General features: G+C 30.5%; 27 protein-coding genes, 1 other RNA gene and 1 other annotated feature. Of the genes, 26 read left to right on the plus strand and 2 right to left on the minus strand.

Features of this window, described 5'->3' with window-relative positions:
- Positions 1 to 10 precede the first annotated feature (10 nt).
- The 5 genes from NMU03_RS06610 (at position 11) to NMU03_RS06630 (ending at position 4,664) form a co-directional block, all read left to right on the plus strand.
- Complete coding sequence (locus tag NMU03_RS06610; protein ID WP_290141854.1) at positions 11 to 850, plus strand: ABC transporter ATP-binding protein; 840 nt, start codon at positions 11 to 13, stop codon at positions 848 to 850.
- Complete coding sequence (locus NMU03_RS06615; protein WP_290141855.1) at positions 834 to 1,433, plus strand: hypothetical protein; 600 nt, start codon at positions 834 to 836, stop codon at positions 1,431 to 1,433. The genes NMU03_RS06610 and NMU03_RS06615 overlap by 17 nt, the downstream gene beginning before the upstream one ends.
- Positions 1,424 to 2,554: an ATP-binding cassette domain-containing protein gene (locus tag NMU03_RS06620; RefSeq protein WP_290141856.1), complete on the plus strand. Its 1,131-nt coding sequence runs from the start codon at positions 1,424 to 1,426 to the stop codon at positions 2,552 to 2,554. The genes NMU03_RS06615 and NMU03_RS06620 overlap by 10 nt, the downstream gene beginning before the upstream one ends.
- A 75-nt stretch (positions 2,555 to 2,629) precedes the next feature.
- Complete coding sequence (locus NMU03_RS06625) at positions 2,630 to 3,241, plus strand: DUF4230 domain-containing protein (protein WP_290141857.1); 612 nt, start codon at positions 2,630 to 2,632, stop codon at positions 3,239 to 3,241.
- A 160-nt stretch (positions 3,242 to 3,401) separates the two neighbouring features.
- The gene (locus tag NMU03_RS06630; RefSeq protein WP_290141858.1) at positions 3,402 to 4,664 is read left to right on the plus strand and encodes a dicarboxylate/amino acid:cation symporter; all 1,263 of its coding nucleotides are present in this window, start codon (positions 3,402 to 3,404) and stop codon (positions 4,662 to 4,664) included.
- Positions 4,665 to 5,435: 771 nt separating this feature from the next.
- Here NMU03_RS06630 and NMU03_RS06635 read toward each other — a convergent pair.
- Positions 5,436 to 5,597, minus strand: a complete 162-nt coding sequence (locus NMU03_RS06635; RefSeq protein ID WP_290141860.1) for a hypothetical protein — start codon at positions 5,595 to 5,597, stop codon at positions 5,436 to 5,438.
- Between the two features lie 278 nt (positions 5,598 to 5,875).
- Here NMU03_RS06635 and NMU03_RS06640 point away from each other — a divergent pair, with 278 nt between their 5' ends.
- The 4 genes from NMU03_RS06640 to NMU03_RS06655 all read left to right on the plus strand — a co-directional run bounded on the left by NMU03_RS06640 (position 5,876) and on the right by NMU03_RS06655 (position 9,036).
- Positions 5,876 to 6,499, plus strand: coding sequence for a DUF6431 domain-containing protein (locus NMU03_RS06640; protein WP_272595462.1), 624 nt, complete (start codon positions 5,876 to 5,878; stop codon positions 6,497 to 6,499).
- 89 nt (positions 6,500 to 6,588) lie between these two features.
- Positions 6,589 to 7,929, plus strand: coding sequence for a TnsB C-terminal domain-containing protein (locus NMU03_RS06645; protein WP_290137768.1), 1,341 nt, complete (start codon positions 6,589 to 6,591; stop codon positions 7,927 to 7,929).
- Complete coding sequence (locus NMU03_RS06650; protein WP_272595460.1) at positions 7,883 to 8,689, plus strand: ExeA family protein; 807 nt, start codon at positions 7,883 to 7,885, stop codon at positions 8,687 to 8,689. The genes NMU03_RS06645 and NMU03_RS06650 overlap by 47 nt, the downstream gene beginning before the upstream one ends.
- 5 nt (positions 8,690 to 8,694) lie before the next feature.
- Positions 8,695 to 9,036 carry a DUF6618 family protein gene (locus NMU03_RS06655; RefSeq protein WP_272595459.1) on the plus strand — a complete coding sequence of 114 codons (342 nt, stop codon included), beginning with the start codon at positions 8,695 to 8,697 and terminating at the stop codon, positions 9,034 to 9,036.
- 109 nt (positions 9,037 to 9,145) lie between these two features.
- On the opposite strand, the gene NMU03_RS06660 is transcribed toward NMU03_RS06655, so the two are convergent.
- On the minus strand, positions 9,146 to 10,192 hold the full coding sequence (locus NMU03_RS06660; RefSeq protein ID WP_290141862.1) for a transposase: 1,047 nt from the start codon (positions 10,190 to 10,192) through the stop codon (positions 9,146 to 9,148).
- A 209-nt stretch (positions 10,193 to 10,401) separates the two neighbouring features.
- On the opposite strand from NMU03_RS06660, the gene NMU03_RS06665 reads away from it, so the two are divergent.
- The 17 genes from NMU03_RS06665 to NMU03_RS06745 all read left to right on the plus strand — a co-directional run bounded on the left by NMU03_RS06665 (position 10,402) and on the right by NMU03_RS06745 (position 24,769).
- Positions 10,402 to 10,905 carry a GNAT family N-acetyltransferase gene (locus NMU03_RS06665; protein WP_290141863.1) on the plus strand — a complete coding sequence of 168 codons (504 nt, stop codon included), beginning with the start codon at positions 10,402 to 10,404 and terminating at the stop codon, positions 10,903 to 10,905.
- A gap of 37 nt (positions 10,906 to 10,942) precedes the next feature.
- Positions 10,943 to 11,132: a binding site (T-box leader), on the plus strand.
- A gap of 40 nt (positions 11,133 to 11,172) precedes the next feature.
- Positions 11,173 to 12,450 carry a serine--tRNA ligase gene (gene serS, locus NMU03_RS06670; protein WP_290141864.1) on the plus strand — a complete coding sequence of 426 codons (1,278 nt, stop codon included), beginning with the start codon at positions 11,173 to 11,175 and terminating at the stop codon, positions 12,448 to 12,450.
- 535 nt (positions 12,451 to 12,985) lie between these two features.
- Positions 12,986 to 14,302: a group II intron reverse transcriptase/maturase gene (gene ltrA, locus NMU03_RS06675; RefSeq protein WP_290141569.1), complete on the plus strand. Its 1,317-nt coding sequence runs from the start codon at positions 12,986 to 12,988 to the stop codon at positions 14,300 to 14,302.
- A 195-nt stretch (positions 14,303 to 14,497) separates the two neighbouring features.
- On the plus strand, positions 14,498 to 16,006 hold the full coding sequence (locus NMU03_RS06680; RefSeq protein WP_290141865.1) for an amino acid adenylation domain-containing protein: 1,509 nt from the start codon (positions 14,498 to 14,500) through the stop codon (positions 16,004 to 16,006).
- A complete protein-coding gene (locus NMU03_RS06685) occupies positions 16,007 to 16,237 on the plus strand; it encodes an acyl carrier protein (RefSeq protein WP_290141866.1) in 231 nt (76 codons plus the stop codon).
- Positions 16,237 to 17,805: an MBOAT family O-acyltransferase gene (locus NMU03_RS06690; RefSeq protein ID WP_290141867.1), complete on the plus strand. Its 1,569-nt coding sequence runs from the start codon at positions 16,237 to 16,239 to the stop codon at positions 17,803 to 17,805. Before NMU03_RS06685 ends, NMU03_RS06690 begins: the two co-directional genes overlap by 1 nt.
- A gap of 11 nt (positions 17,806 to 17,816) precedes the next feature.
- A complete protein-coding gene (locus tag NMU03_RS06695; protein ID WP_290141868.1) occupies positions 17,817 to 18,812 on the plus strand; it encodes an SGNH/GDSL hydrolase family protein in 996 nt (331 codons plus the stop codon).
- A 42-nt stretch (positions 18,813 to 18,854) separates the two neighbouring features.
- Positions 18,855 to 18,940: signal recognition particle sRNA small type (gene ffs, locus NMU03_RS06700), an RNA gene on the plus strand.
- A gap of 16 nt (positions 18,941 to 18,956) precedes the next feature.
- Entirely contained in the window at positions 18,957 to 19,400 is a 444-nt protein-coding gene (locus tag NMU03_RS06705; protein WP_290141869.1) for a nucleoside deaminase, read from the plus strand.
- 66 nt (positions 19,401 to 19,466) lie between these two features.
- Positions 19,467 to 20,159 (plus strand): Bax inhibitor-1 family protein, encoded by a 693-nt coding sequence (locus NMU03_RS06710; RefSeq protein WP_290141870.1) that lies wholly within the window; start codon positions 19,467 to 19,469, stop codon positions 20,157 to 20,159.
- Between the two features lie 57 nt (positions 20,160 to 20,216).
- A complete protein-coding gene (gene dnaX, locus NMU03_RS06715; RefSeq protein WP_290141871.1) occupies positions 20,217 to 22,013 on the plus strand; it encodes a DNA polymerase III subunit gamma/tau in 1,797 nt (598 codons plus the stop codon).
- 2 nt (positions 22,014 to 22,015) lie between these two features.
- Positions 22,016 to 22,321 (plus strand): YbaB/EbfC family nucleoid-associated protein, encoded by a 306-nt coding sequence (locus tag NMU03_RS06720; protein ID WP_290141872.1) that lies wholly within the window; start codon positions 22,016 to 22,018, stop codon positions 22,319 to 22,321.
- Entirely contained in the window at positions 22,321 to 22,914 is a 594-nt protein-coding gene (recR, locus tag NMU03_RS06725; RefSeq protein WP_290141873.1) for a recombination mediator RecR, read from the plus strand. Before NMU03_RS06720 ends, recR begins: the two co-directional genes overlap by 1 nt.
- Positions 22,915 to 22,947: 33 nt before the next feature.
- Positions 22,948 to 23,127 carry a pro-sigmaK processing inhibitor BofA family protein gene (locus NMU03_RS06730; protein WP_290141874.1) on the plus strand — a complete coding sequence of 60 codons (180 nt, stop codon included), beginning with the start codon at positions 22,948 to 22,950 and terminating at the stop codon, positions 23,125 to 23,127.
- Between the two features lie 69 nt (positions 23,128 to 23,196).
- The gene (tmk, locus tag NMU03_RS06735; protein ID WP_290141875.1) at positions 23,197 to 23,820 is read left to right on the plus strand and encodes a dTMP kinase; all 624 of its coding nucleotides are present in this window, start codon (positions 23,197 to 23,199) and stop codon (positions 23,818 to 23,820) included.
- Positions 23,817 to 24,365, plus strand: coding sequence for a DNA polymerase III delta subunit-related protein (locus NMU03_RS06740; protein WP_290141876.1), 549 nt, complete (start codon positions 23,817 to 23,819; stop codon positions 24,363 to 24,365). The genes tmk and NMU03_RS06740 overlap by 4 nt, the downstream gene beginning before the upstream one ends.
- A gap of 95 nt (positions 24,366 to 24,460) precedes the next feature.
- A complete protein-coding gene (locus NMU03_RS06745) occupies positions 24,461 to 24,769 on the plus strand; it encodes a hypothetical protein (RefSeq protein ID WP_290141877.1) in 309 nt (102 codons plus the stop codon).
- Positions 24,770 to 24,781: the final 12 nt, after the last annotated feature.

A 24,781-nucleotide genomic window follows, 5' to 3' on the forward strand; every position in this document is an offset into this window, starting at 1 on the left:
TAAGAGTATTATGAAATATTATCATGAAGTGATGAGTTATGAAGAAGAAAAGGATTTATCTTCTGTAACGATGGATGAACCATTTGAATCTTTAGAATTTAGAAATGTTTGTTTTTCATATGATAAAGATCATCAGGTCTTAAATAATATATCTTTTCAAATGCAGATAGGTGAAAAATTAGCATTAGTAGGTATCAATGGTTCAGGGAAATCTACGATCATTAAACTTATATGTAGATTTTATAAACCAACAAGTGGAACAATATTACTCAACGGTGTAGATATTCAAAGTATAAATATTCATCAATATAGACATTATATTTCGGCTGTTTTTCAAGATATTCATATGTACCCTTTTACGATATTAGAAAATGTTTCTATGAATAGTCATGGAGATATTGATAAGTTTTATCAAAGTGTATCTGATATGGAAATGGATGATATGATTCAAAGTTTACCTTTTCAAGAACAGACACTTGTTGGTAAAGATTTATATGATCAGGGAATTGATTTGTCTGGTGGTCAAAAACAGAAATTATGTGTTTCAAGAGCTTTGTATCAAGATGCACCTCTTTTGATATTGGATGAACCAACAAGTGCAAGTGATCCTAGATTTGAATTAAAGTTTTTTCAATATTTTAAAAATCATTTTCATGATAAAGCGTGTTTATTAATATCGCATAGATTAGCTGCAACTACTTTTTGTGATCATATTCTTTTATTAGAAAATGGTCAAATTGTAGAAGAAGGATCTTATGATGAATTGATGGCTATGAATGGCAATTATGCGAAATTATATCAGGCACAGGCATCTATGTATTTGGAGGATTCATATGAAGAAGATGTTTAAATTAGGATGGCAAACATCCAAAAGTTATTTTTTATTACAAATCATATCTACGATATTTCATTTGGTGCTATTTATGATGTTAATGCTTTTTTCACGTTATATTGGTCAAGGTATTGTTTATAAAGATAAAGATATGTTTTATTTTAGTATTATAATTTTAGTAGGTATTTTAATTATTGAATTAGTGATGAATTTTATGAATAAACATATTCATATCAAAGAAATGAAAATTGATTGTCAATTTGAAGAAAAACTCTTTTCTTATATTATGAAATTACCTTATCATATGCTAGAAGATCCACTTGTTCAAGATGATATATATAAAGTTCATTGGGGAATGATGGTCTATGGTTCTTTTGGACAGTTTATGCAAAGAATCACAACACTCCTTAAAAATATAATTATATTTTTATCTATAATAACTCTATTACAATTTATTGATTATAGATTTATTATGATTATTTTTTTGTTTATTGTTGGATATGTTTATGCTCAAAAGAAGATTATTGATATTCAGTTTGAATATGAAAATAAAATGCTTCAAAAGAGAGAAAATATTCTACCTTTGGTGAATTGTTTTTAGGTTATGAACATGGTAAAGATGTAAGAATGTATAATTCTAGAAATTTATTTAGTGAAAAATTTGATCAGGAATCTATTTACCCCTTTTATAAAGAAAGATTTCATAAACAATTCAAATATATGATGCTTTCAGATTTCGTTGAAGTCTTAAGTATTGTTTCTATTTATGGATATATATTTTATAGTATATTTCAACAAACAATTCCTTTATCATCATTTGTGATGTATATCACCATGATGACAACTTTCTTATCAACTTTGCAGGAGTTTGGAACGGAAATCTTTCAATTAAGAAATTCTATGATTTATATCAAAACTTATTTTAAATTCTTAGATGAATATAAGGACCAACATCATCAAAAGAAAATTCAGACATGGCAAACGATTGAATTTAAAAATGTTTGTTATAAATATCCTCATAGTGATACATTTGCCCTTAAAAATATTAATTTAGTCATTCACAAAGGAGATAAGATTTCTATTGTAGGAGAAAATGGTTCAGGTAAGACAACTTTTATCAAAATTCTTTTAAGATTATTACCTGTTACATCAGGAGATATATGTATTGATGGCCAATCTATCTATGATATGAGTTTAGAAGATTATTACTCTTTATTTAGTGTGACATTTCAAGATTATAAATTATTATCACTTTCATTAGAAGATAATTTATGTATGGGCCAACCTCAAAATCATCATAAAATCGTAAAAGTCTTAAAAGATTTTTCATTGGATTTTTTAGTTCCTCGTTTGTCTTTAGATTATTCTAAGAGATTTCGTAAAGATGGTATTCTTTTATCAGGAGGTCAAAGTCAAAGACTTGCGGTTGTAAGAAGTATTCTTAAAAATGGTGATATTGTTGTTTTGGATGAACCCACTGCTTCATTAGATGTTTATTCAGAAAAACAATTATATGATACAGTAAGTGAAACTTGTGAAGATAAGACTTTATTATTTATAAGTCATAGACTTGCAAGTTGCAGTTTTGCAAATCATATACTATTTTTTGAAAAGGGACACTTGATTGAAAATGGTTTAAAAGATGAATTATTGAAGAATAATGGTGCATATAAAGAGTTTTATGACAAACAATTGTTTCTTCAAGTAGATAAGATTTTATAAACTTGACTCATTTGTATCTATAATTTGACAAATACTTCTATCTTTTCTAAAATAATGACAAAGCAGGTGAAAAAAATGAAAAAAATACAAATAAGTCAAACATTAAAAAATATCATTATTATTGTTGTGATTGCAGTGGTTTTCTTTTTTGTTGGAAAAGTATGGCCAAGTGGAGAAGAACCTACTGAAATTACAAGTGATTTATTATCACAACAGATACAAAGTATTAGTGAATTAGCAACTGTTGAGTACAATTACACGAATATGGGTAAATTTGAAAATCAGGCAACGTTTTATGGATGGAAAGTTCCTTTTACAACAAAAAGTTTTATTATTTCTTATGATGGAAAAATTAAAGCTGGTATTGATATGAGTTTAGTAGAAGTGAATATGCGTGGTAAAAATATTGATATAACTGTTCCTGAAGCAAAGATTCTATCTCATGAAATGGATGAGGAAAGTATTGAAGTTTTTGATGAAACAAAGAATATTTTTAATCAGATTAGTATTACTGATTATAATCAATTTGCAATAGATCAAAAAGACAATATGGAAATAAAAGCAAAGGAAAAAGGTTTGTTAGAAGAGGCTCAAAATAAGGCTGAAGAAACAATTAAAACATTTGTTGAATCTATGTGTTCATCTGATGATGAATATAAAATTAATATAAAAGTGGCAGAATCTTAAAAGTTCTGTCATTTTTTATTGCAATATAGCGATATTATTGTATAATATTAAAAGTTTGGATATAAAAATGGGAGGTATTTATGAAAACAGGTCAAAGTGGTAAAAAACTGGCAAAGAAAATGGTTATTGCCTTAATTTGTGGTTTGATTGCAGGATTAGGTTGTATTTTTTAAGAGAAAATTTATTAGCAAGTGGGCAAGATTCTCTATGGAATACAATTAATAATCTTTTATTTCAAGATATTAGTGCTGAAGGTGCTCATAATTCCATTGGATTGTTTTATATTATTGGACAATTATTTGTGAATGCTTTACAGTTAATTATTATTCCAATGGTTTTTGTTTCCATTATTTTAGCAATTTGTGTAATTACTGATACTAAGAAGTTAGGAAGAATTTCTTCTAAAACAATTGGAACTTTCCTTACAACAACATTATGTGCTTTAATATGGGCTGGTGTTATTGGTTCTATTGTTTATAAATTAGGTGCATTTAATGCGATTCATGCTGATAATCTTGTAATTCAAGAAGGAACAGTTGGATCAAATCCATTAAATATTATTGTTTCAGTTATTCCTAATAACTTAATTAGTGCTTTTACAAATAATGGTAATGTTCTTGCAGTTGTCTTTTTAGCAGTTGCTATTGGTTTGGCTATGAATCAATTAAAAGATAAATCAAAAACATTAAAGAAATTATTAATTGAATGTAGTGATATTATTTCTGTATGTTTATCATTTGTGATTACAAAATGTGCCCCATATGCTATATTTTGTTTACTAACAAGAACATTTGCAATTTATGGAATTGATTATTTATTACCAGCATTAGCTTATGTCTTAACAGTTATCTTTGCTTTACTTGTTTATTTATTTATAGCATATCCTATTTATATTATAGTTATGGGAAAAATAAATCCAAAACCTTTCTCAAGAAAAATACCAAAAGTTGCTTTATTTGGTTTTTCAACTTCTTCAAGTGCTGCTACACTTCCTTTAAATAAAGAAACAACAGTTCATGAATTAGGGGTTAGTGAAGAAATTGCTTCATTCGTTTTACCACTTGGAATGACAATTAATATGGATGGAACAGCCATCATGCAAGTTATTGCAGCTATCTTTATTGCAGCAAGTTCAGGTTATGATGTTACATTAACATCAATGGCTGTCATTGCTTTCCTTGCTTTAATTGCTTCAGTTGGAACACCAGCTGCACCAGGAGCAGGAGCTGTCATCTTATTTACAATTTTAACAGGTATGGGATATACAAATGATGGTGCTTTACTTGCTTATTCATTAATTTTAGCAATTAATAGACCTATTGAAATGCTTGTTACTTCATTGAATGTTGTTGGTGATTCAGCAACTTCAGTTATCGTTGCAAAAAAAGAAAATATGTTAGATGAAGATGTTTATCATAGTTAAGTAAGTTCATATGAGCTTACTTTTCTTTGCAAAAAATAACTACCTTCAGGCTCTCGGTAAAATGAAGGTAGCTATTTCTACATAATGTTTTGGAATAAGTTGAGGTAGTTATTTCCATCTTATAAAATCCAAAGCATATCACTTAGGATAATTTCGTTATACTTTATAAAAAGATGAAATTCAATAATATTTGCTTTAAGTGAATAATTTTTATTAATATATACTTAATGAATTCCATAGAAGATAGTATTTTGAATGATATAATACCTATGGAACAGCAATAGCGATAGGTGGTTATGCTTTGGTCGAAAGATCAGAGATCGGAAACTCTGTTGATATAGATAACTCGAAAGAGAAATTTATGGAGATGGAGGTGTTAAACATGAGCAATTTTGGAATGTTATCATTAGTGATGGCAATGTTATCAATCATTGTGAAGCTACTCCTTGAAATAATAAAGGAAAACAAAAAATAACTACCTCTTGTTTTGGACATACAGGGTAGTTATTTTTTACCTAAAAATCCAGAGCATAGCCGCTTATTGGATGTTCCTTTTTCAACTACATTATAGTTTATGTTGATTTTAATGTCAATATGTATATGTTTGACTTTCGGTTTTTTGCATTCTTTTTTGAAGGGTATGTCTTGTTGTTTATTGTCATAACCCTTGTTTTCTTATCTATATCATCTTTTTTGTTTTTGTTCTCTTTTTATTGTAGCTGAAAAAGTGTCATTTTCATGACCTTTTTTATTATTTACTATATGTTCATTTTATAGTTTCAGTTGCAGCTGCCTGTATTCCTGCTTCTCTCTTATATTTTGAAACTCCTTGATTCCCTTTTGTGCATATTTTAATATTTCCTGTATCCCTTTACTGATCTGATAGCACCAGTAATATCTCTTTCCTTTAAGCGATTTGCTTCTCTCTATCATCTTTATGACCAGTAATTTCTTGTCTACTTTCTCTGCTGTTAAACCGAAAACTCTACAAAATCAATTTAGATGAAAAACCGCAGATTAATATAATCAAAAGGATATAAGATTTGCCGTTAGAAACCGCAGTTCTTATATCCTTTATCTGTTTTTTGATTTATAATATTCTATGTGTTATTTATTTTGACTGATTTTTTTAATCTTAAGAAAGGAAAAAGAGAAAAGATAGGTTCAGTTTTGCAGGCTCAATCTCATCTTTTCTCCTGGGTTCATCTTTGATGAATCCACCCGCTACTATGGTACAATCATTTTCTGTTTTAATCAAGCATATTTTTCAAACTTGTCCTATTAATTTTAACCATTCTCTCTCTGCTAGTGAATTTCAGCTTCTCGAAACCTTTTTATTAAATCATCTGGAACTCTCTGCGTTTCATATCCATGATGATCATATATGTAAGTCACCTAATTTTAAATTCTTTATCTCTTATGATCGCTATTTTATTACTTTCCGTGATAATGCCGTTGTTGAGGAAACTGTTTCGATTCCCGTGCTTTACTGTGAAAACTGCAAACATTTTCATGCTGTCCTTCCTCATCTTTTCATTGTGCCTCATTGCCAATATTCTATTCCTTTTATATTATCTGTCCTTTTTGATAAATTTTATTCTTCATTGACTGTAAATGATGTTTCAAATAAATATGGAATATCTATTTCTACAATCTACAGATGGATCAAAAAATACATGTGCTATCTACGCTACTATATGCAGCTTAGAAACAGTTACCGCATGTCTTTTTTTGTTTCAATGATTTATCTTTATGAGGATGTCATGAATGATATCTACGATTTGAGTTCCCATGCTTTATTTCAATATGACCGCAAATTATTTGCTCCTTCGTGAAATGATGATCATTAGAATATAAAAATAAATAAGATGGAAATATCTTTATCATTTTCACTGTTCTATACTTTTTTGGGAGGTAAAAAGTTATGAACAAACAGAATACTGATCGTTACGAGTACAGAAAACTCGTTGCACAGGTCAAATTTTCACTTATTGCACCTGTCGTTTCGGCTACATTTACGGATATATCCGCTGAAGCCTATTTTAGGCGTGTTTCCAAGAATGAGGTCGATTGGCCCGATGGTACCAGAAGAAAGTTTTCTGCTGTAACTTTAAAGAATTGGCTTTATATTTATAGAAATTGTGGATTTGATGAACTGATGCCTAAAGATCGTCTGGATGCCGGAAGAGTCAGGAAGCTGGACAATCGCCATAAAGATTTTATTAGCGATATGATCAAGGAATTCCCTAAAGTGACAGGCGTCATGATCTATGAAAGAATGATTGAAAAGGGGCTCCTCAACGTAGGTGATGTATCGGTAGATACTGTTCAGAGGTACATTAAAAATTCAGGATTGCGTCATGGGTCAAAACCTGTCACAAAAGAAAGACGTACATGGGAATTTGCTCATTCATGTGATGGATATGAAGCGGATACCTGTCATACCTTTTATATTTTTGATGAAGCCGGTGAGTACAGAAAAACTTATCTGATTGCCATCATCGATAATCATTCAAGAATGATAGTTGGTGCTGAATTCTTTTTTAATGATAATGCCGTTAATTTTCAGAAGGTATGGCATGATGCAGTACTAAGATATGGGAGAAGTAAGATGATCATCCTTGACAATGGATCAAGCTACAAAAATAAAAGCACCAAGGAGATAGAAGCAAGGCTGGGCACAAAAATCATCTACAATCCACCTTATTCACCGGAAGGAAAGGCCGTTATTGAAAGGTTCTTTTCTACCATCAAGATGAGATGGATGAATGGGGATCATGGAAGCCATTATCATTCATTGACCGAGCTCAATATGAGATTAAAAAGTTGGATTAACGAATATAACCGTACCCCTCATTCTTCACTGAAGGATGACATTCACGACAATCACACTCCATTGGAAAGATACATGTACGATATGAAGGACGTGGAGGTATGTCAGCTATCCAATAAATCATCCGTTGAATACAGAGCCTGGCTTGACGATGTGTTCATGCATGAAACGACACGTAAGGTAAATGGAGATTCAACCGTATTGATTGAAAATGTTTTATTTGATGTTCCGTCCATTTATATCGGGATGAGGGTAATCATTCGATATGATCCAAGAACTTTTGAAAATACCTATCTGTATGATATATCCGAAAAAAGAAAGTTCCAATCAGTAGGACAGATAAGGTTGAAAACGGAAGGACAAGAAGAGAGGAGATTATTTATTAATGGAAATGACAACGTATTACGGAATGGACAGAAATCCATTTACTAAAGATACAATGATTAAAACATTATATGAATCTAATGATTTTAAACAGATGACGAACCGATTGGAATTTATCATCAAATCAAGAGGAATCGGTGTATTTTTAAGCAATCCTGGGATGGGAAAGACCACATGTCTGAGAAAAACATTGGAATCTCTCAACCCCAATCGATATGTAGTAATCTATATCTGTATGACAACGATTACAGCCATAGATTTTTACAGAATGCTTAATGATGCACTGGGGCTTGAAGAGATGACAAAAAAGTCGAAGATGTTTCAAGCTATCCAGGATGAACTGAGAAGATTGACAGTAGAAAACAAAATGGAAGTCATTATAGCGATAGATGAAGCACAATTTCTCAGAAAAGAAGTGCTTAGAGAATTCATCATGCTTATGAATTTTGATTATGATTCAAAAGATTACTGTACACTGATATTCGTAGGGCAGAATGAATTTATAAGAACACTGCGACTTAAAGTCCTGGAACCATTTAGACAACGTATCAATATGAATTATACGTTTACAGGATTCAATGAAGAAGAAGTAAAAAATTATGTGGAATCACGTTTGGAATCGGTCGGTTGCCGAACAGACCTGTTTACAAAAGAAAGCTATCATACACTTTATACACTGATGAATACCTCCGTCAGGATACTCAATCAGATCATCAGTAAGAGCCTGATATTAGGAATGCATTATAAAAAGGATATCATTGATAGCGAACTGATCATGGAAGCAGGCAAGGAATTAATGATAGGATAGGAAAGATGGATTATATATATAAAGATAGAGAAAATAAAAAACAGGTTGGGGAGATCGACTGCATAGAAATCAGACCATATTATACATTTAACATAAAAACAGAAAAAAGTATATATAGGTGTCAGATGCACGTAATAGCGGGGGAATGGGAATTGTTTATACATTACTACGATAAAATCATAAGAAAAAACCAGGATAGATTTATACCACTGGCATATCCAACAGATATCATGTGGAATACGGAATCTGTGTATGATAATATAGATGATGAATTAGAAAGCAGAAGGATTGCATACGCGATAAAAAGTATATTTGAACAATATAACTATGAGGATGTATCGATATGATATATCCTTTTTTCATTGATCACTTACTATCCATCAGCAGGTAGCAAATAATCTGCGGTTAAAAATAAAAGGACGTGATAAATCAGTATAAATTAATCTGCAGTTAACATTATCGCAGAATTTGTGGTTTAACAATTGATTTCATTGTCCTTACTCTTATATTTTCAAAACCATACTGATTCTTTTTGAATCTGAATTTCTCCTCGATTCGCCACCTTGACATATATGCCCTCACTATCTTATGCACATCTCTTTTATTCCTGATCTCTCTATTCGTTAAAAGCATCATCGGTTTTTCTTCACTTAATCCATACACAATGACTAGATTTAATATCCTTCCCTTTTGTGATGGCAGTTCCACTCTCGTATGTGATACATAGACTTCACTATCTTCCTTAGAAAAATACATGTTCATCTTAATCTTCCCTTTTCTTCTTTTGGCGATTTCTCCTACTTTCTTTGGCTTCCCTTTAAACAATAACGTTCTATTTTCTTTGAGTCTGATGATGAAATCATCTGCATTATGATTTTCATCTATGAAGTAATCATAAAATACATTGGCATCATATCCTCTGTCACATACAAATGTACATCTTTCAGGAATGAGAGATTTGACATATTTTATGCTCTTTATTGTTTCATCGTTCATTGACCTGAATCCTTCACTTTCAGTTGAATAGATATGGCTATACAAAGATATTGGATGATGTTGATCCTGTGTGAGGGCAGTTGCCTCACATACATGGTATCCAGGATAAATGTCATCCTTAAGTGAGGAAGCATCCCTGACCATACAAAGATCTTCAAATTTTCTTCCATATTTTTTGATGATTTCACTGTTATCAAGTAAAATGATCCTGTCTTCGCTAAGATGCTTGATAACCATATCATTATAATTGGATTTCATTTGGTTCATTGCTTCATCATCAAATTGAGCCAAATGATTGGATAATCTGTCAATTGTATAATTGAGCTTGATATTTTCATCAAGAGCTCTGGCAATATCGCTAAGTAGAACACTTTGACTTCTTGCAAGACCAAACATCATGTCCATGACAAACTTGGCAGCAGGTTTATCAAGACTGTCTGATAATTTATTAGAAAAATTGACAATTTCTCTTTTCGTTTCATATAGATCTGTGGTAAAATAACTCATGGAAAATCCCTCCTAAATTTTGTTTATTGATCTAAAATTATTATAACATTTAAGAGGCTGATTTTCCTTATAAATAAAGCAAAACAGGCAATTTGTGAATAACTTTTTACCTGTTTTTTATTTTTTTACCGAAACTCAAAGTATATGAGTGTGAATTTGTTTAAAGCAAATATTGTTTATCCTATAATAGAGAAAAAGATGGTGATAAAATGTCTTGTATCATTAGAAAATGGAAAAGAGAAGATGCCAAGGAATTGTGCTATTGTATTAATGATTTAAGAGTTTTAAATAATATGACAGATCGTATTCCTTATCCTTATCATATTGAAGATGCGTATGTTTATATTGATGATGTTCTTGCAAGTGATGAAACAAAACTATTTGCTTTTGCGATTGAATATAAAGGGCATATTACAGGGAGTATTGCAGTCATACGTCAAGATGATATTAATCGAAGAAGTAGAAAAATTGGTTATTATTTAGGACATGATTATTGGGGGCAAGGCATTATGTCAGAAGCTGTCAAACAAATCTTTCAATATGTCTTTAAACATAGTGATATAGAAAGAATTTTTGCAGCTCCATTTGATTACAATCCCGCTTCATGTCGTGTATTAGAAAAGTGTGGATTTGAAAAAGAAGGTATATTAAGAAAAAATGGCTTTAAAAATGGCGAATTTCATGACATGATAATGTATTCTTTGATTAAATAATTATTGAAATTATAAAGTGTTATGCTATAATCAATATATCAAATCGTTGCATTGGATAAGTAAATGTGAAATCATTGTAGAGAACTGATGGTTGGTGAAAATCAGGATGAGGAAACATTGAAATCTACCAATAAGAGGAGCTAATCACTCCCGGATGATCCGTTATCTCATGAAAGTTATCATTTTGATAAGAAATAGGGTGGCACCACGATTGATTCGTCCCTTGTAAATGGTGTTTTTATTTTAAGGAAAAGGAGAAAATGAAAGATGATTGATATAGCCAAATTAAGAGAAAATCCTGAAGCAGTTAAAGAAAATATGCGTAAAAAATTCCAACATGAAAAATTACATTTAGTTGACGAAGCTTATCAGTTGGATAAAGAATATCGTGAATCATTAACAAAAGCAAGTGAATTAAGAGCAATGCGTAATAAGTTATCTAAAGAAATTGGACAATTTATGCGTGAAGGAAAGAAAGATTTAGCTGAAGAAAATAAAAGAAAAGTAGGAGAAATGGCTCAGACTTTAAAAGAATTGGAAGAAAAAGAAGCTCAGTTAGGTCCTCAATTAAAAGAGGTAATGATGAAAATACCTAACTTTATTGATGATAGTGTACCTATTGGTAAAGATGATAGTGAAAACGTAGAAATTCAAAAATATGGGGAACCAATTGTTCCTGATTATGAAATTCCATATCATGCTGATATTATTACAAAATTAAATGGTTTAGATAAAGAGGCAAGTGGAAGAACAAGTGGAAATGGTTTTTATTATTTAATGGGAGATATTGCTAGACTTTCTTCAGCTATGTTATCTTATGCTAGAGATTTTATGATTGATAAAGGATTTATTTATTGTATTCCTCCATTTATGATTAGAAGTGATGTTGTGACAGGTGTGATGTCATTTGAAGAAATGGATGCGATGATGTATAAAATTGAAGGTGAAGATTTATATTTAATTGGAACAAGTGAACATAGTATGATTGGTAAATTTAAAGATCAAATTGTCAAGGAAGACGAATTACCAATTACTTTAACTTCTTATTCACCATGTTTTAGAAAAGAAGTTGGAGCACATGGTATCGAAGAACGTGGTATTTATCGTGTACATCAATTTGAAAAACAAGAAATGGTTGTATTATGTAAACCAGAAGATGCAATGGAATGGTATGACAAAATGTGGTCTTATACAGTTGAACTTTTTAGAAGTTTAGATATTCCTGTAAGAACATTAGAATGTTGTAGTGGTGATTTAGCTGATTTAAAAGTCAAATCATGTGATGTTGAAGCATGGTCACCAAGACAAAAGAAATACTTTGAAGTTGGTTCTTGTTCTACATTAGGAGATGCACAGGCAAGACGTTTAGGTATTCGTACAAAAGGTGAACAGGGAACATATTATGTTGCGACATTAAATAATACTGTTTTAGCAAGTACAAGAGCTTTAATTGCTTTTATTGAAAACAACTATAATGAAGATGGAACAATTTCTATTCCTGAAGTTTTAAGACCTTATATGGGTGGTAAAGACAAAATTGGATAATGAATTATAAAAAGAGTGAAAATAACGAAAACTTATTTTCACTCTTTTTTGTATGCCGGGCATGGCATATATCTAGGTGGTGAAAGTCCACTGTGGGGGCGATGTCGCAACTGCCAACCACTAGCCAATATCAAGGGTGTCTATCGTGAGATGGAATCTGAAAGAAGATGGAGGCAAAGTCCTGGTCCGAGGAACACGAATCACATCAGGCATATAATAGGGACGAGTGTGCAAAACAACACGAAGTCATAAGAGGTTGCGAATAGGACTATTATATGTAAATGTGGCGGATATATGGGAGGAAAGAGATATGACCTTATCCCGGGAGGTCTCACTAGCGATACAGCAGTAACAACGAATAGTGAGAAGTCAGCAGAAGTCGTAGTAGTAAGGAAGTGACTGTAATGGTCATGGAGCGAAGGACTGAATAAATCTATCAGTTATTGAATTTTGAATTGATTTCATTATACGAAACCGTGGAGATAGACGAGTACACTAGAAGACCCGAAAGAAGAATGTAGGGAAGGTGAGTATAATGGATAGCGAAAGAAATGGAGGTAACGAAAATATGAAAACTGATAACACATTGCTTGAGGAAATGCTTAGTGATACTAATCTAGAACTAGCATTTACACAAGTCAAACGAAACAAAGGTGCAAGTGGAGTAGATGGAATGGAAGTAGCTGAACTTAAAGACTATTTAGATAAACATCTAGAAGAAATTAAGGACAGTATACGAAACAAGACATATAAGCCACAACCTGTGAGAAGAGTAGAAATACCCAAACCCGATGGCGGAATACGAAATCTAGGAGTGCCAACAGTACTTGATAGATTTGTCCAACAAGCCATAGCCCAAGTGTTAATACCTATCTATGAACCAATATTCAGTGACAATAGTTTTGGATTTAGACCAAATAGATGTTGCGAAATGGCAATCATCAAAGCATTGGAATATATGAATGAAGGCTATCAGTGGATAGTAGATATAGACCTAGAAAAGTTCTTTGATACAGTTAATCATGATAAACTTATTTCACTTGTCATGAAAGATGTAAAGAGTGGAGAAATAGTATCTCTAATTAGGAAATTTCTAGTAAGCGGGATTATGATTGATAATGAATATAAAGAGTCAGTCGTAGGAACACCACAAGGTGGAAATCTAAGTCCGCTACTCAGTAACATAGTTCTCAATGAACTAGATAAGGAAATGGAAGCACGAGGACTAAGATTCACACGATATGCAGATGATTGTATTATATTAGTGGGTAGCAGTAAAGCCGCCGATAGAGTAATGGAAAACATTAGTAAATTCATAGAAAAGAAACTAGGACTTAAAGTAAATATGACTAAAAGTAAAGTTTCCAAACCTAATGATATTAAATATCTAGGATTTGGATTCTATTATGACTCTTTTTCATCTATGTGGAAAGCAAAACCACATGAGAAATCTATCGCAACACTGCAAACAAAACTAAGGAGACTAACAAATAGAAGTTGGTCAGTATCGTGGGAATATAGAATACTTAAGATAAGACAACTTGTAAATGGGTGGATTAACTATTACCGTATTGGAAATTTTATAAAAGTCTGTAGAAAACTAGATGCACAAATAAGATTTAGGATACGTATGTACTTATGGAAGAAATGGAAAACCATAGGAAATAGAGAAAAGCAACTAAGAAAGTTAGGGGCATTACCATGGCAAGCTAAAACTTGGGCAAACAGTCGAAAATCATATGCAAGATGTGCAAGTACATTTCTTCGAACAAGAATAACTAATGATTTATTATATAGAAAAGGACTACCATCAATGGTAGCCCAATATCAGTTAAAACATATTTCAGTATAGATTTAAACCGCCGTATGCCGAACGGCACGTACGGTGGTGTGAGAGGTCGAAAATAAATATAAAATTATTTATTTTCTCCTACTCGATTCGTATAAGTTATATTTTATAGAATGTTTCGTACACAGAAATTTCATATTTTTTCCACTTTATATTCACAGTGATTTGTTAGAATCTTGTCGAAAGAGGAGGGTGTGTATGAAAAATGTCCTTGAATTTTTAGAACAATCATCACAAAAGTATTTTACAAAAATTGCTTTTACAGATGAAAACAATGAGATAAGTTATGGACAATGTGTTGAAGATGCACAAAGAATAGGAACATATTTATTATCTTTACAAGTACGCAGACAACCCATTGCAGTAATGATGGATAAAAATGTTGAAAGTTTAATAGCTTTTTTAGGTGTTATTTATAGTGGCAACTTTTATGTTGTTATAGATGCTTTGATGCCAAGTGATCGTATCCAGGCTATTTTTGAAACTTTAAAGCCAGTAGCTTTTTTGTGTCAAAGACAATATGAAGAAAAAGCAAGAACTTTACATCAACAAGTCTTTATTTATGAAGATATGATTCAAACAGGGATTGATATAGAAAAATTAAAAACGATAAGAAAACAAATGATTGATACGGATCCTTTATATGCTTTATTTACATCTGGGTCAACAGGAGTTCCAAAAGGAGCCGTTGTTTCTCATCGTAATGTTATAAATTATGCATCGTGGTTTCAAGAAACATTTAATATTCAAGCAGATACACAGTTTGGAAGTCAAACACCATTTTATTTTAGTATGTCAGTATCTGATGTCTTTAGTACTATTATTGCTGGAGCGACTTTACATATCTTACCTAAAAAATTGTTTTCTTTTCCTATCAAATTAATTGAATATATGAATGAAAAACAAGTGAATACGATTTATTGGGTACCTTCGGCTTTAGGTATTATTGCGAATATGAAAGTTTTAGATTATGTTGAATTGCACCATCTTCAAAAGGTTTTATTTGCTGGTGAAGTGATGCCAACAAAACATTTAAATTATTGGAGAAAACATATACCAAATGCTTTGTATGCAAATTTATTTGGACCAACTGAAACAACAGATATTTGTACATATTACATTGTAGATCGAGAGTTTCAAGACGATGAAGTTTTACCAATAGGTAAAGCTTGTCAAAACTGTGATGTCTTCTTATTAGATGAAAATAATCAGGAAGTTACTGATCATAGAGAAGGTGAACTTTGTGTTAGAGGATCATTTTTAGCTTTAGGTTATTACAATAATCCAAGCAAAACACAAGAAGTCTTTGTTCAAAATCCATTAAATAAGTCTTATCCTGAAATGATTTATCGTACAGGAGATTTGGTGAAATATAATGAACGTAATGAACTAATCTATATTACACGTAAAGATTTCCAAATCAAACATATGGGTTATCGTATTGAATTAGGTGAGATTGAAGCAGCTGTCTATGCTTTATCAAATATTCAAAGTTGTGCAGTGATTTATGATGAAAAAGATGACAAGATTGTTTTGATTTATACTGGGAAAATAACTGATATAGCAATAATGGAAGGTATATCGCATAAAATACCACATTATATGTTTCCTAATAAAATCATTAAGTTAAAGGCTATGCCTTTAAATCAAAATGGAAAAATAGATAGAAAATGGTTAAAAAATCATTATTATGAGGAGGAAAAGTAAATGGATGAATTATTAAATATATTAAAAGATTTAAAACCTGGAGTTGATTTTGAAAATGAAAAGAATTTAATTGATGATAGAATATTAGATTCTTTAGATGTAATGAATTTAATAGTGGAATTAAATGATGAATTTGATATTGAAATTACACCATTAGATATATTACCTGAAAACTTTCAATCTGTAGAAACAATTTACCAACTCATTACACGTTTACAGGAAGATAATTAATGGCATATACATCATATATTTATTTACTACTCTTTTTAGGAAGCACATTTTTACTTTATACTGTGTTTCCTAAAAAGTATAAATGGTTAGTTTTATTATCAGCAAGTTATCTTTATTATATTCTTGCTAGTCGTGTATGGATGATTGTATTCATATTATTAACGACTGTTTCTATTTATATTGGTGCTTTGAGGTTGGATAGAATCAATGATTTATTTATAACAATGAAAAAATCTTTAGATCGACAACAAAGAAAAGAATTGAAAGAAAGAATAGTATGTCAAAAGAAAATTGTTGTTGTATTAATGCTTATCATTAATCTAGGATTACTGATATTTTTAAAATATTCAAACTTCTTAATAGATATCTTAAATATCAGTATTCTAGAACATTTTCAAATATCTATTCCACTTGTTAAATTATTTTTACCATTAGGTATTTCTTTTTATACATTACAGGCAATTAGCTATATTGTTGATGTATATCGAGGTAAATATCATAGTGATGAATGTTTTACAAGAGTGGCTTTATATTTAGCGTTTTTTCCAACAATTGTAGAAGGTCCTATTACAAGATATAACGAAGTGGCATATCAGTTGTATGAAGGACATGATTTTAATTATGAGAATCTTACTTTTGGAGCACAATTGATTTTATGGGGTATGTTTAAAAAGATTGTGATTGCTGATAGAGCCAATATGTTAGTGAATTATGTTTTTGATGATTATACAAAGTTTTCAGGTTTAAGTGTGATTATTGCGATTATCTTTTATACGATTCAATTATATACAGAGTTTTCTGGATGCATGGATATTGTCAGAGGAAGCGCTCAATTATTTAGTATTCAGTTACCAGATAATTTTAGGCAACCTTTTTTTGCAAAAAGTATTAATGAGTTTTGGCAAAGATGGCATATTACTTTAGGTTCATGGTTAAGAGATTATGTATTTTATAGTGTATCTTTATCAGCTCCATTTAAAAAGTGGAGTCAGTTAGTTAAAAAATATGGAAATGATTATATCAATAAACTATTACCAGCTTCAACAGCATTGTTTTTTGTTTGGCTATGTAATGGTTTGTGGCATGGGGCAAGCATGAAATACGTCATGTATGGAATGTATTATTATATTTTGATGATGTTAGGAATGTATTTGGAACCTGTTTTTATGAAAATAAAAAGTTTCTTCCATCTTTCCAATAATCAATTTATCTTTCATTTATTTCAAATCATGAGAACCATTTTGATTGTTCATATTGGTATGCTTATTTTTAGAGCTGATAGTTTATCAAGTGCCTGGCATATGTTGATTTCATGTTTCCAAGGTTCAATGGAGATTGGATATATGGGCTTAGCTATTAAAGATATATTGATTGTGATAATTGGGGTATTGATTGTTTTTGTTGTGAGTCTTGGTAAAGAAAAGAATATTCATATTAGAGAGCGTATTGCTAAAATGCATATTATACCACGTTGGACATTTTATTTAACTGCTTTTATGATTGTTGTGATATTTGGTGCTTATGGACGAGGATATGATATTGTAAGCTTCATTTATGCACAGTTTTAGGAGGAATGATGATGAATAAACAAAATATGAAGAATATTTTAAAAATAGTTGTTTTTTTAAGTCTTGTAATCACTTTATTACATCTTTCCTCACAAATTTTTGTACCTAAACAAAATAGTAAAGAAGCAGGTATCAAATATGAAAATGCGAGAGGATTCTATGGTGAGAAAAAGAATTCTTTAGATATTATTGCGATTGGTAATAGTGATTTATATAATGGTATGAATCCTTTACAATTATGGCATGAACAAGGGATTCCTTCTTATGTCTGTGCCGAACCAAGTCAAAAAATTGTAGAAGCTTATTCTTTATTGAAACAAGCTTATCAAAATCAAAAACCAAAATTAATTATTTTAGAAGTTGATGAATTATTTACAAAGAGTGATATAGATGATTTAGATACAAGTATATCTGAAATGCTTAAAGAAACATTTCCAATTTTTGATTATCATAGTCGATGGAAAACTATTCAAGAAGATGATTTTATAAAAGCAAAAGAATATAATCAAAAGATATTAACCAAAGGATATAAATATTATAATAATATTCTATCTTATAAAGGTGGTAAATCTTATCTAAAAAATAAAAAGAAAAGTTCTTTAACTTATACAACACAATATTACCTTGATCAATTTATAAAATATGCTAAAAACAATGGTTCACAGGTCTTATTGATGTGTTGTCCAACAGCTAATACTTGGACTTTTGATAAACATAAAAAGATACAAAAAATAGCTGATCAATATCAATTACAGTTCTTGGATTTTAATATGTTATTGGATGAAATTGATTTTGATTGGACAAATGATACTAGAGATGGTGGGAATCATTTAAATGATTTTGGAGCACAGAAAGTCACTCATTATTTAGGTGAGTATTTAAAAAATCAATATTCTTTGAAAGATTATCGTACACATCAAGATTATCAGCAATGGAATCAAGATTATTTAGATTATCATCAAAAGTTAAAATTTTATAAAGGTAATAACGGATTTATTGGGAAATAGAAATTTCTATTGATTTGTAGAAGAAATATGCTATAATATTTCTTGCCATTACAATAGGCGGCTTCGAACCATGTCAGGACCGGAAGGTAGCAGCATTAAGAATGTCCGTCTATGTGTAGTGGCTTTTTCTAAGGAGTGAGAATAATGAGTGATGAAGAATATATGCAAGTAGCTTACAATCAAGCTTGTTTGGCTAGAGATATTGATGAAGTGCCCATTGGAGCAATTATTGTTAAAGATGGTGAAATCATAGCATTAGGATATAATCAAAAAGAATCATGTCATGATGTAACAGCCCACGCTGAAATGATAGCTATTAGAAAAGCTTGTGAGAAACATGGGACGTGGCATTTAGATGATTGTGTCCTTTATTCAACTTTAGAGCCTTGTATTATGTGTAGTGGTGCCATTATTCAAAGTCGTATTGCAAAAGTTGTTTTTGGAGCAAAAGGTCAACGTTGGCATGGTTTGTCAAACTTTCTAGAAAGTCATGAGTTTAATCATCATCCGGTTGTGATAGCGGGTGTATTAGAACAGGAATGTTCTTCATTACTCTCTCAATATTTTAAAACAAAAAGACATTTTTAAAATTGATATGCGAATTTTGTCATGTATAGATAAAGTTGTGATATACTAAAAGTAGAGGTGAAGTCTATGGATCAAAGAATGTTAACAGAACAAATGAATTATGAAAACTTTTTAGCAAAAGTGATAAAATGGGTTTGTATTGGTGTCGCTATAACAGCAATCACATCATTTATTGTTATTTTATCAGGTATTATTCGTATTATTGCCTCATTTTATCTTCCTATCTTATTTATATCTGTTATTGTTGAATTATTATTTGTTTGGCGTATTGCTAAAAAATTAGAAGATAGTGGCAATGAAGTTTCTTATTCTTCAGCAAAAAAATATTTTATCTTATATTCAATGATGAATGGTGTTGTCTTTTCATTTGTTTTATCGAGTGTATCAATTTATGTAACTGCATTAGCATTTGCATTAACTTGTGCTTATTTTGGATTATTATATACCATTACTAAATATACAAGTTCTAATTTCTCATTTGTAGCGAAAGTATGTGTATCATTTTTACCAATCTTAATTATTGGATATATCATTTTAATGTTTATTCATGCACCTGTTCTCTATTATATTATTGTTCTTATTGATTTAGGTGTTTTTACTGGATTAACACTTTATGATCTTAAAAACATTTCAACGATGTATCAACAATCATTAGAAGAACAAAGGGAAGGTTTAGCATTAATTTGTGCTTTAGAGCTTTATCTTGATTTTGTGAATATCTTCCTTGATATTTTAATGTTAATCAGTGATAATAATTAGGTATCGAAAGGTACCTTTTTTTATGTTATAATGTGACAGTATAAGGAGTTGATATGTGTGGCATATAAAACATTATATCGTGTTTACCGTCCGCAAAGATTTGAAGATGTTGCCGGACAGGAACATATTATTACAACATTAAAACATGCTGTGTATGAAAATAAGATTGCTCATGCTTATTTGTTTTGTGGACCTAGAGGAACTGGGAAAACAACGATTGCCAAGTTATTAGCCAAAGCTGTAAACTGTACGGGTAGTCCTAAGCCATGTGATCAGTGTGAAAATTGTCAACAGATTACACTTGGGACACATCCTGATGTCATTGAAATTGATGCAGCAAGTAATAATGGTGTTGATGAAGTACGTAATTTAATTGAAAAAGTTAAGTATGCACCAACACAGGGGAAATATAAAGTTTATATTATTGATGAATTTCATATGATGTCACCAGGTGCTTCTAATGCTTTATTGAAAACATTAGAAGAGCCACCAACTCATGTCATCTTTATTTTTGCGACAACGGAACCTCATAAAATCTTACCAACGATTATTTCAAGATGCCAAAGATTTGATTTTACGAAATTAAGTGTTCATGATATTGTTTCAAGAATGGAAGATATTATTAAGGAAGAACATTATCAATGTGATCGTGAAGCATTAGAATTGATTGCAAAATTGGCTGATGGAGGTATGCGTGATGCTTTATCTATCTTAGAACAATGTTTAGCTTTTAATGATCAACATTTAACTGTTCAAGATGTCAATCAGATTTATGGTATTGTATCTTTAGAAAATAAGATTGATTTTATTAAAACTATTCTTTCTAAAGATATGAAAAAGGCTTTATCTACATTAGATGATATGAAGATGAATGGGATTGATATTAAAAGATTAACGCTAGATCTTGTTGATATTTTAAAAGATATTGTAATTTACCGTAATACACAAGATGAATCTATCTTATTTGTTTTATCTAAGTATTATCTTGATTTGATTGTTCCTTATATGGGATGCGAAGAAGCTTTGAACTTTATTGATATACTTATGGATGCGAGTGAAAAATATGCGAAAGTTATTAATCCATCTGTATATTTTGAACTTGCTATCTTAAAAATGTGTAATCAGGTTCAAGATGAGAGAGTTGTTCATGTTGAAACAGTCAAAGTCCCACAACAACCAGTTGTACAAGTGAATGAATGCCAACCAGAGATGGATGATGAATATGATGAGATTATTGATGATTCAGTTGGCGAAGATATGATAGAAGAGGTTATTGAAGAACAACCAGTTATTCAAGAGGTTGTTGAAGATATTCCAACCTTTGAATTTGAACAAAAACAAGAGATTGAACCACAGGTTGATAATGACATTCGTGTCGATGAAGCTGATATTATGAATATTCTTGTTCAAGCGAAAAGAACGATATTGGAAAGTATACAGGAAAGATGGCCAATTATTAAAAGATATCTAGCCAATTTAAATATGGCAAAAAGTGCAGGTATGCTTTGTGATGGAACAGCTGTTGCTGCTTGTGAAGGAGGTTTAATTATTTCCTTTGAATATCAGCCATCAGTAAACGCTGTCAACTATTACAAGAATTATAAACAATTGAGTCAATTTTTACAGGAAGTTTTAGGCAATGAGTATCGTTTTATTGCTATTCAGCAAGATGAATGGATTAAAATGCGAAGTCATTTCATTGAGTTAAAACGAAAAGGCCAATTACCTGAACCTCATGAACTAACTTTAAAACATATTGATAGTCATGATTTAGACCATGTAGACATGACAGAAGCCCAAGCTTTTGCTATTGAGCTATTTGGTGAAGATATAGTGGAATTTAAGGAGGATTAATTATGAATTTTGGAAATTTATTACAACAAGCACAACAAATGCAACGTAAGGTTAATAAAGCAAAGAAAGAATTTGATGGAAAAGAATTTGAATTTAAAAGTCAAGATGATCTTATTGTTGGAAAGATGAAAGGTAATCTTTCTATTAGTGAATTACATATTACTAGTTCTTTACTTCAAGAAGATCAAGAAAATATGGAAGCTTTATTAATGGCTACAATTAATCAGTCAATTGAAAAAGTTTCTAAAGAAAGGGAAGATACATTAAATAAAGTGACTAATGGTGTTGATGTATCTGCATTTCTATAATGGACTATCCACATAGTTTTGAAGAACTTGTTGATTGTTTTAAAATGTTACCAGGCATTGGAACAAAAGGGGCAGAACGACTTGTGTATCATGTTTTGTCAATGGACTTACAACAGGTTGAAAGATTTTCTGAAGCTTTATTGAACTTAAAAAATCGTATTCATTATTGTAAAAAATGTGGACATATATGTGAAGGCGACATATGTGAAATTTGTCAAGATTCTTCTCGAGATCAGACAACAATCTGTGTTGTTGAATCGCCAAAAGATGTTTTTGCGATGGAAAAGCTAAAAGAATATCATGGTTTATATCATGTCTTACATGGTACGATTTCTATTATGGATGGTAAGACAATTGATGATTTAAATATTCAGCCATTATTTGAACGTTTAAATGACAATATTAAAGAAGTTATTATTGCAACAAACCCAACGCGTGATGGTGAAACAACTGCTTTATTTTTAGCGAAACTTTTAACTAAAGAAAATATACCAGCATCAAGAATTGCTAATGGGTTGCCAATTGGAAGTAATCTTGATTATGCTGATGAATTAACATTATTAAAATCACTGGAAGGTAGAAAGAAATTATGATCATCTCATATATTGTAATGAGGTGATTTTTTCTTGAAAATAACACGTATTTTTACAAGGTTGCTTCTAGCAACAATATCTATTTTTATTTTTAATAGTTTTAGTGGGATTACACAAATAACACTATCATTAAATATTTTTAATATTGTGATGATTTCTGTGTTTGATATATTTGGTTTTATATTATGTGTTGTTTTAAATATTGTTCTTTAATTGCCAAGAAATAAAACTTTATCTTTGAGCTAATTTTTTATATAATAGTAAAAGAAATGAGGTGTTAAGATGTCAGGTGTTTTTATTACTTTTGAAGGTGGCGAAGGAAGTGGAAAAACAACTATTGCTGCTATGATTAAAGAAGCACTTACACAAGAAGGATATCAGGTTGTTTTAACAAGAGAACCTGGTGGTGTTGAAATTGCAGAAAAAATTCGTGATATTATTCATGATGTTAAACATACCAATATGGATCGAAAAACTGAAGCTTTATTATATGCTGCAAGTCGTCGTCAACATTTGGTTGAAAAAGTGATTCCAGCTTTAGAACAAGGAGCTATTGTTATTTGCGATCGTTTTGTCGATAGTTCAATGGTTTATCAAGGTATAGGTCGAGGCATAGGTGTTGATGAAGTCTATCAAATGAATTTATTTGCGACTGAAAATATTTTACCTAAACGTACAATTTTCTTTGATATATTACCAGAAGATGGATTAAAACGTGTTTATACGAATAAGGATCGAGAAGTTAATAGGTTAGATTTAGAAAATATAGAGTTTCATCAAAAAGTTTATCAGGGATATATAAGTTTATGTGATAAATTTCCTGAACGTATTGTGAAGATTGATGCATCTTTAGATATTGAACATGTTTTTGTTCAAGTCTTATCAAAGATTCATGAGATTCTATGATTTATAAAGATATCTTAAAGCAACAACAACCTATTTTATATCAAGTCCTTTTGCAAAGTTTTAAAAAACAAAAGATTCCTCATGCTTTTTTATTGGTAGGAAAAAATGCAAGACAACCGGCTCATTTTATTGCGAAAAGTTTGGTCTGTGAAAATAATGTCCTTGCTTGTGATACATGTAATGAATGTCGTCGTATTGATGAACATAAATATGGGGATTTTATATATTGTAATGGGCAAGAGGAAACAATTAAGAAACCACAAATCGAATATATTCAAGACCAGTTTTCTAAATCAGCTTTGGAAGGTAAAGCAAAAATCTATTTGATGGAAAATATTGAAAATTCTACAATTGAAGCTATGAATAGTTTATTAAAGATGTTGGAAGAACCAACAGCTGGGGTTTACGCTATATTTACTTGTCAAAACTTAAATAGAGTTTTACCAACAATTCAATCAAGATGTCAGGTTATTCAACTTTTACCTGCTTCTCAAAAAACATTAAGAGAAGAATTAAAAAAGAAGATATTGCTGAAGATGATATAAATATACTTTCAGAGTTATTTACAAGCTATGAAGAATGTCAAGACTATATTGAATCTGAAACATTTGATAAATTAAAAAATGAAGTTTATCATTTTATGGATGATTTATATTTTCATCGAGATAATCTCATTATTAATGTACAGACACATTTATTAAAAGAATTTAGTGATAAGCAAAGTATTCAGTTTTTTCTTAATATGCTTGTTTTGGCATTGAGAGATTTGTTTCACGTGAAACATTCTATGAATCTGACTTATCCGTCTTTTAAGAGTCTATATGAAAGAATAGATGAACAAGAAGAAAATATTATTCATAAAATTGATTTAATTTTAAATACTGAATATCTATTAAGCACTAATGCAAATGTGATGTTATTAATGGATAGTATGATGTATAGAATTTAGAAAGGAGAAAAT

Origin of the sequence: Allocoprobacillus halotolerans (assembly GCF_024399475.1) — a bacterium.
Taxonomy (GTDB): Bacteria; Bacillota_I; Bacilli_A; order Erysipelotrichales; family Coprobacillaceae; genus Allocoprobacillus; species Allocoprobacillus halotolerans.